Origin of the sequence: Streptomyces odontomachi (assembly GCF_024435355.1) — a bacterium.
GTDB lineage: Bacteria > Actinomycetota > Actinomycetes > Streptomycetales > Streptomycetaceae > Streptomyces > Streptomyces odontomachi.
Window position 1 is genome coordinate 774,339 of record NZ_JAMJWG010000001.1, and the last position, 13,165, is coordinate 787,503.

General features: G+C 70.5%; 13 protein-coding genes. 5 read left to right on the forward strand and 8 right to left on the reverse strand.

Annotation, left to right across the window (positions count from 1 at the left end):
- Positions 1–36 precede the first annotated feature (36 nt).
- From NQO67_RS44150 to xylB, 4 genes are all read right to left on the reverse strand, one after another.
- Complete coding sequence (locus tag NQO67_RS44150; protein WP_308295611.1) at positions 37–258, reverse strand: hypothetical protein; 222 nt, start codon at positions 256–258, stop codon at positions 37–39.
- Positions 255–1,748 (reverse strand): APC family permease, encoded by a 1,494-nt coding sequence (locus NQO67_RS03225; protein WP_255946080.1) that lies wholly within the window; start codon positions 1,746–1,748, stop codon positions 255–257. The genes NQO67_RS44150 and NQO67_RS03225 overlap by 4 nt, the downstream gene beginning before the upstream one ends.
- Positions 1,749–1,968: 220 nt before the next feature.
- Positions 1,969–3,174: an ROK family transcriptional regulator gene (locus NQO67_RS03230; protein ID WP_255946082.1), complete on the reverse strand. Its 1,206-nt coding sequence runs from the start codon at positions 3,172–3,174 to the stop codon at positions 1,969–1,971.
- A 58-nt stretch (positions 3,175–3,232) separates the two neighbouring features.
- Positions 3,233–4,666: a xylulokinase gene (gene xylB, locus NQO67_RS03235; protein ID WP_255946084.1), complete on the reverse strand. Its 1,434-nt coding sequence runs from the start codon at positions 4,664–4,666 to the stop codon at positions 3,233–3,235.
- A gap of 189 nt (positions 4,667–4,855) precedes the next feature.
- Between xylB and xylA the strand changes: the two genes are divergently transcribed.
- From xylA to NQO67_RS03250, 3 genes are all read left to right on the forward strand, one after another.
- Entirely contained in the window at positions 4,856–6,022 is a 1,167-nt protein-coding gene (xylA, locus tag NQO67_RS03240) for a xylose isomerase (RefSeq protein ID WP_255946086.1), read from the forward strand.
- 323 nt (positions 6,023–6,345) lie between these two features.
- The gene (locus NQO67_RS03245) at positions 6,346–7,401 is read left to right on the forward strand and encodes a fatty acid desaturase family protein (protein WP_255946088.1); all 1,056 of its coding nucleotides are present in this window, start codon (positions 6,346–6,348) and stop codon (positions 7,399–7,401) included.
- A 104-nt stretch (positions 7,402–7,505) separates the two neighbouring features.
- Entirely contained in the window at positions 7,506–7,688 is a 183-nt protein-coding gene (locus tag NQO67_RS03250; protein ID WP_255946090.1) for a tail-anchor membrane protein, read from the forward strand.
- Positions 7,689–8,101: 413 nt separating this feature from the next.
- Here NQO67_RS03250 and NQO67_RS03255 read toward each other — a convergent pair whose 3' ends face one another.
- The 3 genes from NQO67_RS03255 to NQO67_RS03265 all read right to left on the reverse strand — a co-directional run bounded on the left by NQO67_RS03255 (position 8,102) and on the right by NQO67_RS03265 (position 10,429).
- Positions 8,102–8,974, reverse strand: a complete 873-nt coding sequence (locus NQO67_RS03255; protein ID WP_255946092.1) for a hypothetical protein — start codon at positions 8,972–8,974, stop codon at positions 8,102–8,104.
- Between the two features lie 293 nt (positions 8,975–9,267).
- Complete coding sequence (locus NQO67_RS03260; RefSeq protein ID WP_374118890.1) at positions 9,268–9,888, reverse strand: class I SAM-dependent methyltransferase; 621 nt, start codon at positions 9,886–9,888, stop codon at positions 9,268–9,270.
- Positions 9,889–10,000: 112 nt separating this feature from the next.
- Positions 10,001–10,429, reverse strand: a complete 429-nt coding sequence (locus NQO67_RS03265; RefSeq protein WP_255946096.1) for a PPOX class F420-dependent oxidoreductase — start codon at positions 10,427–10,429, stop codon at positions 10,001–10,003.
- Between the two features lie 105 nt (positions 10,430–10,534).
- On the opposite strand from NQO67_RS03265, the gene NQO67_RS03270 reads away from it, so the two are divergent.
- Both NQO67_RS03270 and NQO67_RS03275 read left to right on the forward strand, forming a co-directional pair.
- Positions 10,535–10,945 carry a roadblock/LC7 domain-containing protein gene (locus tag NQO67_RS03270; RefSeq protein ID WP_255946098.1) on the forward strand — a complete coding sequence of 137 codons (411 nt, stop codon included), beginning with the start codon at positions 10,535–10,537 and terminating at the stop codon, positions 10,943–10,945.
- A 132-nt stretch (positions 10,946–11,077) separates the two neighbouring features.
- Entirely contained in the window at positions 11,078–12,229 is a 1,152-nt protein-coding gene (locus NQO67_RS03275) for a DUF6397 family protein (RefSeq protein WP_255946100.1), read from the forward strand.
- Between the two features lie 66 nt (positions 12,230–12,295).
- On the opposite strand, the gene NQO67_RS03280 is transcribed toward NQO67_RS03275, so the two are convergent.
- The gene (locus NQO67_RS03280; protein ID WP_255946102.1) at positions 12,296–13,162 is read right to left on the reverse strand and encodes an acyl-CoA thioesterase; all 867 of its coding nucleotides are present in this window, start codon (positions 13,160–13,162) and stop codon (positions 12,296–12,298) included.
- Between the last annotated feature and the right edge of the window lie 3 nt (positions 13,163–13,165).

Here is a 13,165-nt window from a genome sequence, read left to right on the forward strand (position 1 = left end):
CGGCGGCAGTGCGGAGCTGGACGAGCGTGGTCCGGATCAGAGGGGAGACATGGCTGCGGCGGTCCGCCGCGGGCGCGCACGCAACCCTTGGCGGCCACGACGGTCCGGCAGCCGCTCCCTGCGGAGCACGGCCACGCCCTCCTCGGACCGATCGAGCACGGCGCCCGGGCCGATGCGGGCCTTCGGCGGGGCACCACCGAACGCCCAGCCGCACTCGTCCGGTCGCGGTCGCACCGTCAGGACCCTGGCATCACTCATCGCGGCTGGGCTCCCCTCTGCGCGGACTCGAAGGCGGGGTCCTCGTCGAGGTGGACACGTGCCGTGTCGGCTATGCGCTGCGGATGGCGGCGTATCAGGATGGCCAGGACCACGACTCCGGCCAGCAGCCAGACACCCACGACCGGGCCCGCATAGGACACGGGCGCGCTGAGCTTCGACACGAAGTCGAACACCGGCAGCCCGGCCGCCGTGCACAGTGCCGGCACGAAGGCGACGATGCCCAGTACGGGGAAGACCACATGGCGTAGGGGATGCAGCGCCGCGCGTCGATGGCGGAGGAAGTAACCGGCGCAGGAGGCGTTGGTGATGATGTAGACGCCGATGACGACAGTGACGATCATGGTTGCCAGCAGCAGAAACGCCGTCTGGGGGTCGTATCCGAAGCCCAGGCCCAGCATCACGGCGACCGCCACCACGAACTGCACGGCCACCCCGGCGACGGGGGCGCGGCGCACCGGGTGGAGACGCTTGAACGCACTCGGGAACACCCCGATACGTGCCAGGGCGTAGGCGGTGCGGGTCGACACGTTCGCGCAGGCGTTGGCATTGGCGATGGTCGAATTCACCACGGCAAGGAACACCAGCACCCAGAACAAGCCGAACGACCCGCGGGCCACCCCTTCCCAGGACGCTGCCCCGGAGGCGCCGAACGCCTCGAACCTCCCGGGGCCGATGTACACGTCCATCGCGTAGGTCGTCAGCACGTAGAACAACCCGATGGCCAGTGCCGCGCCGAGCACTGCGCGGTGCAGGGTGCGGCGTGGCTCACGGGTCTCCTCGGCGAGCGGGGCGGCGGCCTCGAAGCCGGCGAAGGCCAGCACCGTGTACACCGAGCCGGCGAAGACGCCGCTGATGCCCTCGTGAGCCGTCGGAGTGTGGCCGGAGCCGAACACCGAGAGCGTGTTGTCGCCGCCCGCCTTCACGATCAAGAGGCCGGCGAAGACCAGCAGCACCGCCACTTCGAACACGCCGAGCACCGTGCCGAAGCGCGCCGAGGCACGCACACCGAAGTATCCCGCCGCGGCGATGATCAGTGCGCCGGCCAGCGACCACGGCCACCACAGGTCACCGGGGTACGAGGACCACTCCTCGTGCAGGGTGCCCGCGGTGGTGAAGCCCAACTGGAGTAGCAGCAGGGGAGGCACCAGGGCCTCCACGCACACATAGCCCCAGCCGACCAGGAACCCGACGGCCGGATGCAGCCCACGCGCCGCGTAGGTGGCCACCGATCCGGCCGCGGGCAACTCCCGTGCCAGATCGGCCACGCATGATGCTGTGAACAGGCACGCGACCAGCGCGATCAGCACTGACAGGGGCAGGCTTCCCCCCGCGAAAGCGGTACCGGCCGGAATGGAAGCGGCGACCGCGGCTGCCGGTGCCATGGCGGTGACGCTCTGGAACAGCACGTCGCTGAGGCCGATCGCCCCGCGTCGCAGGCCCGTGTCCGCCTGATGGGTCTGCTGCGGCATTGCACACCCCCTCCCGGGTCGCCGGACGGCGCTCGTCGGTGTCCACGCGTGTGAGTTACGCGCGTCACATACGGTACGAGCACGGGAGGTTGACGCGGAAGAGTGCACGACGAATCTGGGGACGACCACAAGAATGTGAATAACTTCGTCCCCCACACGGGTGATTGAGGGCCGCCGGACGCGGCACCACGTCCCGATCACCCGGCGACCGGCAGTCGCCTCACGCTCCGTTGACCGACCCGTTCGCCACTCCGGCCGGATCGTCCAGTACCGCCCGTACGACGGAGTGCGCGGCGCCCAGCAACGGTCCCTCGGAACCGAGCGGGGAGATGGCTATCGGACATGCCGGGCCCGCGGTGCGGCGCTCCAGCTCACCTCGGAGCGAAGGCAACAACCAGGGCGCCAGATGTGACAGTGCGCCACCGAGCACGACACACTGCGGATCGAGCAGGTTGACCGTGCCGGTCAGCGCGATGCCCAAGGCCGTGCCCGCATCGTGCAGAGCCTGGCGCACCTGCGCATCGCCGGTGGCTGCGAGCTCCGCGAGCAGACCCACGCGCCCTTCGCCGGGGTCGAGGCCGGCGGCGCGCAGCACTGCCTCCTCACCCGCGAACTGCTCCAGGCAGCCACGTCCACCGCAGGCGCACGGCGGACCGTCGGGGTGCACCGGCACATGGCCCAGCTCGCCCGCGAAGCCACGCGTCCCGCGCAGCAGGCGCCCGTCGACGACCACTGCCGCACCGATACCGATCTCGGCGGAGACGTGGACGAAGTCACCCGGGACCTGCTCGCCGAGCCACAGTTCGGCGAGCGCGCCGAGGTTGGCCTCGTTGTCCACGGTCAGCCGGTGCAGAGACGGCAACAGGGGGCTGAGGTCGGTGTCGTGCCAGTCCAGGTTGGGGGCACGCACCACCGTGCGCGTGTCACGGGCCACCAGGCCGGGAACCGCGACCGCGAGCCCGGCCGGGCGCAGGCCCTCCCGGTCGGCCTGCTCGACCACCTGCTCCACCAGTGCCGTGAGGTCGGCGATCACCGGATCCGGAGCGCGTCCGCGGTTGCTGACGTGCCGTTCGGCGCGGGCACGCACCTCGCCGCGCAGGTCGACCAGACAGACCGCGAGATGGTCCACGCCCACCTCCGCGCCGATCCCGGCGGGACCGCGGCCGCTGACGGCCAGCGCCGAGCCGGGCCGGCCGACCCGCCCCGGCCGCTCGGGACCGAGCTCTTCGAGGAGACCGGCGCGGATCAACTCGTCCACCAGAGTGGAGACCGCGGCCCGGGTCAGGCCGATCCGGGAGGCCACTGCGGCCCGCGACATCGGTCCGTCCGCGGCGATCGTGTGCATGACCCGGGACAGATTGCGGCGGCGCATGCCCTGCTGAGTGTCGGGGGTGCCGGCGCGCGTCTCGTGCAGGGGAGCGGTCATGCGAGGGCCGGCCCTCCGTGCGGGAGGCGCGCTGCCCCGGGTCTGGTCGATGCTCCGATCATGCCTTGTCGAGCAGCGGGGCGGCGTCGGAGAGCACTCCGCTGATCCTTTCCAGGGTCTCGGTGTCACGCTCCACGGCATCCAGCACCGGTCCAGCGGCGGTGTCCCAACGCCGGGCGACGGCAGCGGGATCCTCACCGGTCAGCACCCCGGCCGCCTGGGCCGCGGCACCCAGGGCGACCAGTTCCTTGGCCTCAGGGATCTGCACCGGCCGGCCGGACAGCCGGCGTACCGTCTGCTGCCAGGTCGCCCCTCGGGCGCCGCCCCCGATCAGCAGCAGCGGCGCCGCGCGGTCGGCGTCCGATTCGAGGACCAGGTCGACGGCGCCCAGCAGCGAGTGCACCGCACCGTCGTAGGCGGCCTGCAACAGCTGTCCGGGTGTCGTGTCGTGCCGCAGCCCGTACAGCAGGCCGGAGGCGCCCGGCAGCGCAGGGGTACGCTCGCCGTCGAGGTACGGCAGCAGGGTGACGGCGCCGCCGGGCTCCACCGCCTCGCGTTCCCGACCGAGCAGGGCGGCGACCCGGTCCACGGCGAGCGTGCAGTTCAGCGTGCAGGCCAGTGGCAGCCAGCCGCCGCGGGCGTCGGCGAATCCGGCGACCGTGCCGGTTGCGTCCGTCGTACGGTTCCTGGAGACCGCGTAGACGGTGCCGGACGTGCCGAGGCTGAGTACGGGGGTCCCGGGGCGCAGCCCCAGCCCCAACGCGGCGGCCGCGTTGTCACCGGTGCCGGGCGCGACCAGCGTGCCTTTGGCGAACGGTAGCCCGCTGCCGTCCCGGACCGTGCCGGCCACCTCTCCAGGGCGCACGACGCGCGGCAGCAGCGCACCGTCGACACCGGCCATGGCCAGGATCTCCTCGTCGTACGACTCGGAGGTCGACGCCCACCAACCCGTGCCGGAAGCGTCACCGCGATCAGTGGTGCCCTCGCCCGTGAGGCGTTCGGTCAGGTAGTCGTGCGGCAGGCGGATGGCAGCGGTGGCACGGGCCGCCTCGGGTTCGTGCTCGGTGAGCCAGGCCCACTTGGTGATCGTGAAGGACGGCCCAGGGACGCTACCGACACGCTCAGCCCATGCCTTGGCACCGCCCAGCTGCTCGATGAGGCGCTGGGCCTGCGGTGCCGAGCGCACATCGTTCCACAGCAGGGCCGGGCGGACCGGCCTGCCCTGGGCGTCCAGGGTGACGAGCCCGTGCTGCTGGCCGCCGACCGAGACGGCCGCCGCCTCGTGCGCCGCCGCACCGCACTGGTGCAAGGCCTCGCCCAGTGCGCTCCACCACTCGTCGGGATCGCTCTCCCGCCCCGCTCCCGACGTGACCGTGTGCGGGGCCTGCCCGCTCGCCACGATCCGTCCGGTGGCGACGTCGACGACCAGGGCCTTCGTGGACTGCGTGGAGCTGTCCACTCCGACGACGAGTGGCCCCTCGGCTGCTGACATCCGGCTCTCCGTTCCTGCGGCTCGTACCGGTCTGGTGCGCCGGATCATCCTCCTGGGAGACCGTCTCCCGGACCTCCCCCAGGAGGACGATCCGACCCATTCTGCGGTCCCTGACTTCCCAGCGCTGCGAGTGCATACTAATTTGTAAAGCGCCATGACGAAATAGCGCGAGCGACGAGGAGCCGTGTCATGAGTTTCCAGCCCACCCGCGAGGACAAGTTCAGTTTCGGTCTGTGGACCGTCGGCTGGCAGGGCCGTGACCCGTTCGGCGACGCCACGCGTCCGGCACTCGACCCCGTCGAGTCCGTGCAGCGCCTGGCCGAGCTCGGTGCCTGGGGTGTCACCTTCCACGACGACGACCTGATCCCGTTCGGTGCCTCGGAGACCGAGCGCGAGTCGCACATCAAGCGCTTCAGGCAGGCGCTCGACGCCACCGGCATCGTGGTGCCGATGGCCACCACGAACCTGTTCACCCACCCCGTCTTCAAGGACGGCGGCTTCACCGCCAACGACCGCGACGTGCGCCGGTACGCCCTGCGCAAGGTGATCCGCAACATCGATCTCGCGGTCGAGCTGGGCGCCCAGACCTATGTCGCCTGGGGCGGCCGCGAGGGCGCCGAGTCCGGTGGGGCGAAGGACGTGCGCGACGCGCTGGACCGCATGAAGGAGGCCTTCGACCTGCTGGGCGAGTACGTCACGTCCCAGGGGTACGACCTCCGCTTCGCCATCGAGCCCAAGCCGAACGAGCCGCGCGGTGACATCCTGCTGCCCACCGTCGGCCACGCGCTCGCCTTCATCGAGCGCCTCGAACGGCCCGAGCTGTACGGCGTCAACCCCGAGGTCGGCCACGAGCAGATGGCGGGCCTGAACTTCCCGCACGGCATCGCCCAGGCCCTGTGGGCGGGCAAGCTCTTCCACATCGACCTCAACGGCCAGTCCGGCATCAAGTACGACCAGGACCTGCGGTTCGGCGCTGGTGACCTGCGTGCCGCGTTCTGGCTTGTCGACCTCCTGGAGAGCGCCGGATACGAGGGTCCCCGGCACTTCGACTTCAAGCCGCCGCGGACCGAGAACTTCGACGGTGTGTGGGCGTCTGCCGCCGGGTGCATGCGCAACTACCTGATCCTCAAGGAGCGGGCCGCCGCGTTCCGTGCCGACCCGGAGGTCCAGGAGGCGCTGCGTGCCGCGCGTCTGGACCAGCTGGCCCAGCCCACCGCGGCCGACGGTCTGGCGGGGCTGCTGGCCGACCGGAGCGCCTTCGAGGAGTTCGACGTGGCGGTCGCCGCCGAGCGCGGCATGGCCTTCGAGCGCCTCGACCAGCTGGCGATGGACCACCTGCTGGCGGCGCGCGGCTGACACCCGACCGCACAGCCGGCCACCGGGGCGGGGCCGCGGACGCTCTTGTCCGCGGCCCCGCGCCCGTTTCCGGCGGTCGGTCGCCGGCGTCGCCGGTGCCAGCGGCAGCCCCGGGACCGGCAGGGATCGAGACGGGTCCCCTGGGCGCGGACTGGCACCGCCAGATCGGCATCCTGGGGTACACCCCCGCACGGTAGTGTAGCCAGCCCCCAGGAGATACGGGGGTCGGCGCCGTCCGCTTCGGGGTGGTGGCGCCATGGTCGCCCACGGTCACTGTGCGTACGTTTCATGATGTCAGCCTTTTATCAGAGACCGGAGACCTCATGCCCCAGGCCATTCAGGACCTCGCGGTAGCCCCACCCGATGACGCCCGCTCGCCCACCAAGGGAAGCGAGTTCGCACCGCTGCTGCGCGCCGTCAAGGCCCAGGGGCTGCTCGACCGGCGCCCGCGCTGGTACACCGCGCGCATAGCCTCCAACGCCCTGCTGCTCACCGCCGTGGTCCTCGGTGTCGTCCGCATGGGGGACTCCTGGTGGGCCCTCGCCCTGGCACCCGTACTGGCGGTCCTGTCCGCCCGCACGGCCTTCATCGGCCATGACGCGGGGCATGCTCAGATAACCGCCGACCCCGCGGTGAGCCGAGCGATCGGCCTGGTCCACGGAAACCTCCTCCTCGGCATGAGCTACGCGTGGTGGAACGGCAAACACAACCGCCACCACGCCAACCCCAACCACATCGACAAGGACCCCGACGTCGCCGCCGACGTCCTGGTGTTCACCAGCGAACAGGCCGTCCCACGCAGAGGCTTCCGGCGCTGGCTGACTCGCCACCAGGCGTGGCTGTTCTTCCCGCTGACCCTGCTCGAAGGGTTGGCTCTGAAAGTCCACAGCTTCCGGGATCTGCGCCGGCAGCCACGACGGGACCGGGCGGTGGAGGCCCTTCTCCTGTCCGCCCACGCCGTCGGCTACACGACGCTGCTCTTCACCGCCATGCCCCCGGGCAGGGCTCTGCTCTTCCTGGCGCTCCACCAGGCACTCTTCGGTCTGCACCTGGGTCTGGCGTTCGCTCCCAACCACAAGGGCATGGCGATGCCCGACCCGGGGGGCGAGGGATGGGGCCATCTGCGCCGCCAGGTGCTCACCTCGCGCAACATCCGTGGTGGCCCGTTCACCGACTGGTTCCTCGGAGGCCTCAACTACCAGGTCGAACACCATCTGTTTCCCAGCATGCCGCGCCCGCACCTCCGAAAGGCCCAGCCCCTGGTGCGCGCCCACTGCCATACCCTCGGCATCCCGTACACCGAGACCAACCTCCTCGAGTCCTACCGGCAGGCGCTGCGACACATGCACGCGGTGGGGGAGCCACTCAGGGACGCATAGGGGATGCTTCAGGGGCGTATCAGGGGCGTGGCGTGGAACTGCTGAGGAAGCGGGCACGTTCTTCAAGACAGAGAGCGGCACCCGCCGCGAAGGAGGCGACACACATGTCGAACAGGGCGAAGGTCGCAGCGGGAGGTGTTGCGGTCGGGCTCATCCTGCTGATCTGGCTGCCCTTCTGGGCCGTGCTTCTCATAGTGCTGGGCGTTCCCGCCGCAGCCTATCTGACCTTGGATCCCGGGCAGCGGCGCAGGCTTCGGCGAGTCAGCCGCAAGCAGTTGGGCCGCTGAGAGCCCGGAAGTAGCTCGGTAGGCAGAGACATCGGCGGTCCGGGCAGGGGCGACAGCGGCTGCCCGGCCGATCCGGGGCGGGATCCTTCCCTCCCCGAAGACAAGGCCGGGTATCTGGGGACCTCAGGCGACTCAGGACCGTCCCGTGGCGGCCACGCCGGCCCCGTGCTGCCCGAGGCCGACCGGCGGCGACCGTGCCCGGCGCGTGGGTGGTGCCCGGGGTGGTGCCCGGGGCGCGGGTGCTGCCCCGCGCGCGAGGCCGTCCGGCCGCTGCTCCAGGTAGCACCGGCACAGCGGCCTCCACGTGACCACGCTCAGGCTCGGCCTGCCGCGTCCCTACGGCACACGTCGTCCCTACGGCACACGTCGTTGCAGTCCGGACCGCGTACCGCCGCCCTGCCGAGCGGGCGCTCTCAGGTGGGCCGTACCGCCATCTTGTCGAGCGCTTCCAGCAGCGCCGGAAGCTCTGGGCCGCGTCCCACGGGCAGTACCTCGCCCGGCTTGTCGTCGAGGAGCAGAAAGGCGATGTCGTCCGTCCGGGCCACCATCGACCACCCGGGGCCGTCCGCCCGTAGCGTCCGCGCCTCACCGGGCGCGAAAGAGGACCGTACGCGTCCCAGCGGCGGCGGGTCCGCCACATAGGTACGGGCCTCGGCGAGGACACGCTGGATGTCGGTGTGCCCCGCCGGCGTGCCCGATTCGTCGCCCGCGTCCTCGGCTACATCCGCCTTCGTCCCGCCGTCCTCGTCGTCGGACACCGAGTCGCCTTCTGTGGCGAAGTCGGTGTCGTCGATCCGTTCCCGCCAGGCCGCCCACTGCAGGGCGATCTCATCGGCGCCCAGCCGCCGCTGGGCGGGTCCCCAGATGCTGGTGTCCGGGGGAGTCAAAGGAGAACGTTCCGAGCGTTCGGGGTCCGGCTCCGGATCGTGCGGGGCCGGTACGCCCGGCGCCGAGACAGCAAGGTCGAGCGGCCAGCCGGGCAGGGCGTCGATGATGGAACGCTCGTCGGGTGACAGGTCATACTCCATACCGCAGTCCCAGGAGGCGATGGCGACCGCCACCAGGGACACATCGTCCACGACGACCGTCCACCGGGCGCCCGAACCGTCCTGGCCGAGTACAAGCCCATAGCCGTCCGGGTCAGGCACGAGACCGAGAGCCCCACAGGCCTCTGGATAGTCGTCGCCGAGCACGCTCGGGAACTGCGCGGGCGTCAGCAGCACCGCAGTCAGTACATACAGCGCTTCGTCTCCGGCGGCGACGGCAGCGTCATCCGTCACGGCCATGCATCCTCCCCAGTGCTTTGTTTCGTCGGCGCACCCTAACCACTCGTTGACAAGCGCGTCGAGGGCGGTGACCAGGAATGTTGTCCAGCGGTGCGCATGACGGTCCATCTGTCCGGCTGGTCGGACAACCGGGGGACCGATGGGCGGAGGGCATCGCTCCGGAAATTCTGGCACCCCGCCTCCCGGGACTTTCAGGGGGCCGCCCCCTCCCGGCACCCGCTGGGCACTGCACGGGCCTGAAGCCCTGGTCGGGTCGCCGTGTGGAGGCACGGAAGAGGAAACGTTGCCGACGGTCAAAGCTGCCGTGTCGCCAGGGCCAGAAAGCGTGCGTCCGTGTCGACGTACGACGTCATGCGCCAGCCGGAACGTGCCAGCAGCGGCCGCAGGTGCTGCTTGGCCCGCAGGTCATCGGGCGTGATCTGGCGCCCCTGCCGGGCCGCGAGCGCCGCTCGCCCGACCGGATGGAAGAGCGCAAGCCGTCCTCCCGGCCGCACCACCCGGGCCAGCTCCCGGAGGTTGTCCTCGGGACGTGGCAGATGGGAGATCAGCCCGGCCGCGAACACCGCATCGAGCACCTCCGAGCGCAACGGTAGCCGTGCGACGTCCGCGACCAGCAGCTGTCCACAGACGTGCCGCCCCGCTTCCACCGCGGTGTCGATCATCGCCGGTGTGAGGTCGGCGCCCAGCACCGTGCCCTGGGCGCCGACCGCCTCCCGCAGCGCGGGCAGAGCGCGACCGGTGCCGCATCCCGCATCAAGGACGTGGTCGCCCGAGCGCAGCGCCAACTCGGCCACCGCAGCGCGGTACGCGGGGCCGTCGCCGGAGAATTTGGCGTCCCAGCCGGCGGCGCGAGACGTGAAGAACTCCCGGACGCGTGCGAGGTCCTCCCGTAGCTGTGCATGGTCGTCACTCATGCGCCTCATCCTGGCGCATGGCATGGCGGTGCATGGCGTAGGGACGTCGTGCACCGCCACGCCCTGGGGGGGTGTCGTGCGGAGCGCCGTCGCGGTAGGACACCCGAACCGATCAGCCCACCATGTCCGCCATCGCCACCGCCTTGTCGATCCGCACTCGCACGAGGAGCTCTCCGGGGACGGCGTTGCGTGCCCCGAATTCCTCTGCCTTGTCCTCGCCCAGGTAGCGGGCGGCGATCCTGGTCGCCCAGACCCGCATCTCCGGCAGGTCCTCCGAGAGGGCGGCACGGCCCTGTAGGACGACGAAGGAGAACGGTGGCCGGGCGTCGTCGACGCACAGGCTGACCCGGTCGTTCCGGGCGAGGTTGCGGCCCTTGACGGTCTCCTTGCCGGTGTTGAAGACGATCTCGTCGCCGTCGAGCAGAAACCAGATAGGCGCGCTGTGCGGACTGCCATCGGACCGCACGGTCGACAGCGTGGCAGTGCGCGTGCCCTGCGAGATGAAGGCCCGCCATTCCTCGTCGGTCATCTTGAATGCCATACTCCCATCCTGCTTGCTGGACCGCCGAGGGTGGTGAAGGCTGGCAGACAGATCCTCCGGCCGGGGGCAGACGGCCAGCGGACACACGATGCGGGGAGATCGCGGATGCCTCAGAACAAGGGCCTCAGCTGGCTATTGGACGATCTGATCCACCGCGTCGAATATGTGCGGCACGCGCTGGTGCTTTCGAATGACGGACTCGTCACGGGCACCAGCACCGGCCTGAAGCATGCGGACGCCGAACACCTGGCGGCGGTCTCGTCGGGGCTGCACAGTCTGGCCAAGGGATCAGGGAGCCACTTCCGCGCCGGACGGGTCCGGCAGACCATGGTGGAGTTCGATGACGCCCTGCTCTTCGTCACCGCCGCAGGAGAGGGCAGTTGCCTCTGCGTGCTGAGCGCTGCCGAGGCTGACATCAGCCAGATCGCCTACGAGATGACCCTGCTCATTCATCGCGTGGGGGAGCATCTTGAAGTGGACCCCCGCCATCATGAGCACGCGTCAGCTGATCACTGACCCCATCTGACCAGCGAAAATACGCTTGGCCTCAGAGTTATCCACAGGCTCGACACGTTACGTGACTTTGCGGTTACGGTTTTCCCGTGACCGACGCCTTCTCGATCGGTCACCTGCACGGGGGAGACCGACATGACAGGCAAGACCAGCACGGGCCCTGGCGCGCCCACCGAGCAGCGCCCGGCTCTTTCCGCGAGGCTCACCCTGAGCCGTGCGGCACGCGAGCTGGGGCTCAAGCGCGGCGAAATCGACCTCGCCGTCCGACTGGGACGCATCCGCACCGTCACCGAGCCCTCCCAGGGACCGGAGCCCCCCGGCATGGCCAGGGCGCGCCGTCGGGTGGACCGTACCGAGATCGACCGGCTGCGCGCGCCGGACGGCTCTTTCGAGGCATTGCGCGAGAGTCTTCGAACCGTCAGTGCCCCGCAGGGCGCCGCCGAGCTTGGCATCACCACCGTCAGGTTCACCAAGTTGGCCCGCCTCGGTCTGCTGGCCCCGGCCACCTACTACGTCAATCGCTACCGCACCGTGGTCTGGCAGTACCTGGCAGAGGAAGTGAAGAGTTTCGCGGCCGACGAGGGCCACGAGAGCCTGCTCACCCACCGGCTGCCGGAGCGCATGAGGACCCAGCTGAACGGCGGCGCCGACCTGCGCGCCCGTAACTGGCGGGGCAGGCACGCCGGTTCTCTGATGCGGTTGGCCGAGGACGCCTGGTCACGTGCCGCCGTTCCGGCTTCCCTGCTCGAGGAGGACGAGGTCGCGGATGTCGTCAGGGATCCGCATGAGCGCGCTTATCTGGCCTGGTTGAGCCCCGAGCGGCCTGATGCGTACCCGCCCGACTCGCTCGCCGCCCAGGCCGTCGACGATCTGTTGAAAGCGGACGATCCAGAGGAGATCGCCTGGCTGCGGGCAAGCCTGTCACTCGGTGTAGCCGAGGCAAGGAAGACGCAGCCAGTTCCCCGACCCGCCCCGGGGATGCAGTTCCACAGGAGGTGGCACGACGAAGGGTCCGGCGCCAGCGCGGCGGAGGCGGGATCAGCCGGCTGGTCGGAGCCGGGAGCCGCAGGCCAGGCGAGGGCGAAACTGGCCGGGGGCGCGACCCAGGTCGAGCCGCCCGGTGAGGGCACTGCCCCTGATGAGCCGACGGGCGCTGACGAGCTGACGGGCAGGCCTCCCGGAGGACGAAGAAGGCCGAGGGGGCGGAGATGGCCGATCGGCCGGCTCCGTCGTGGCCGGCGGCGGCCAGGTGAGGAAGGCTCTGGGCGCAGCCCCTCGCTGACGTAGCTCACGGCGCCACGTCACCGACACGCTTGCTGCTGGCCACTGCCCGCGTCCCAAGACCGGCCCGGCTCAGAGCGGCCGGAACAGCCCTTCCTGCACGACCGAGACCAGCAGATGCCCCGACCGGTCGTAGATGCGGCCACGAGCCAGCCCGCGCCCGCCGGTCGCGATCGGTGACTCCTGGTCGTAGAGGAACCATTCGTCCGCGCGGAACGGCCGGTGGAACCACATCGCGTGGTCCAGCGACGCCATGTCGAAGCCCCGGGGCCCCCACAGCGGCTCCACGGGAATGCGTACGGCATCGAGGAGGGTCATGTCGCTCGCGTAGGTGAGCGCACAGGTGTGCACGAGGGGGTCGTCGCCCAGGGGTCCGACCGCTCGCATCCACACCGCGCTACGCGGCTCCGCGTCCTTGATCTCCTGCGGAGCCCAGCGCAGTCGGTCCACGTAGCGGATGTCGAAGGGCTGGCGCCTGGCCATGCGCTCCAGCTGCTCCGGAAGCGCCCCCAGGTGCTCACGGATCTCCTCACCGATCGTCGGCAGCTGCTCGGGGTCGGGAACCTCGCGTGGCAACGGCAGCTGGTGTTCGAACGTGGCTTCTTCGGGTTTGTGAAAGGAAGCGGTGAGATTGAAGATCGTCCGGCCCTGCTGCACGGCGGTGACCCGCCGGGTGGTGAAGGAGCGTCCATCGCGTACCCGCTCGACCAGGTACACGATCGGCACCCCGGGCCTGCCCGGGCGCAGGAAGTACGCGTGCAGGGAGTGCACGGGCCGATCGCCGTCCGAGGTGCGGCCCGCGGCCACCAGGGCCTGCCCCGCGACCTGGCCGCCGAAGACCCGTTGCAGGGACTCGTCGGGGCTGCGGCCGCGGAAGATGTCGACCTCGATCTGCTCCAGGTCAAGTAGGTCGACCAGCCGCTCCGCCGGATTCGTCATGGC

Excerpts from the sequence above, each read along its gene's own strand:
- NQO67_RS44150 (WP_308295611.1), bottom strand. The coding sequence starts at position 258 with ATGAGTGATGCCAGGGTCCTGACGGTGCGACCGCGACCGGACGAGTGC.
- NQO67_RS03225 (WP_255946080.1), bottom strand. The coding sequence starts at position 1,748 with ATGCCGCAGCAGACCCATCAGGCGGACACGGGCCTGCGACGCGGGGCG.
- NQO67_RS03230 (WP_255946082.1), bottom strand. The coding sequence starts at position 3,174 with ATGACCGCTCCCCTGCACGAGACGCGCGCCGGCACCCCCGACACTCAG.
- xylB (WP_255946084.1), bottom strand. The coding sequence starts at position 4,666 with ATGTCAGCAGCCGAGGGGCCACTCGTCGTCGGAGTGGACAGCTCCACG.
- xylA (WP_255946086.1), top strand. The coding sequence starts at position 4,856 with ATGAGTTTCCAGCCCACCCGCGAGGACAAGTTCAGTTTCGGTCTGTGG.
- NQO67_RS03245 (WP_255946088.1), top strand. The coding sequence starts at position 6,346 with ATGCCCCAGGCCATTCAGGACCTCGCGGTAGCCCCACCCGATGACGCC.
- NQO67_RS03250 (WP_255946090.1), top strand. The coding sequence starts at position 7,506 with ATGTCGAACAGGGCGAAGGTCGCAGCGGGAGGTGTTGCGGTCGGGCTC.
- NQO67_RS03255 (WP_255946092.1), bottom strand. The coding sequence starts at position 8,974 with ATGGCCGTGACGGATGACGCTGCCGTCGCCGCCGGAGACGAAGCGCTG.
- NQO67_RS03260 (WP_374118890.1), bottom strand. The coding sequence starts at position 9,888 with ATGAGTGACGACCATGCACAGCTACGGGAGGACCTCGCACGCGTCCGG.
- NQO67_RS03265 (WP_255946096.1), bottom strand. The coding sequence starts at position 10,429 with ATGGCATTCAAGATGACCGACGAGGAATGGCGGGCCTTCATCTCGCAG.
- NQO67_RS03270 (WP_255946098.1), top strand. The coding sequence starts at position 10,535 with ATGCCTCAGAACAAGGGCCTCAGCTGGCTATTGGACGATCTGATCCAC.
- NQO67_RS03275 (WP_255946100.1), top strand. The coding sequence starts at position 11,078 with ATGACAGGCAAGACCAGCACGGGCCCTGGCGCGCCCACCGAGCAGCGC.
- NQO67_RS03280 (WP_255946102.1), bottom strand. The coding sequence starts at position 13,162 with ATGACGAATCCGGCGGAGCGGCTGGTCGACCTACTTGACCTGGAGCAG.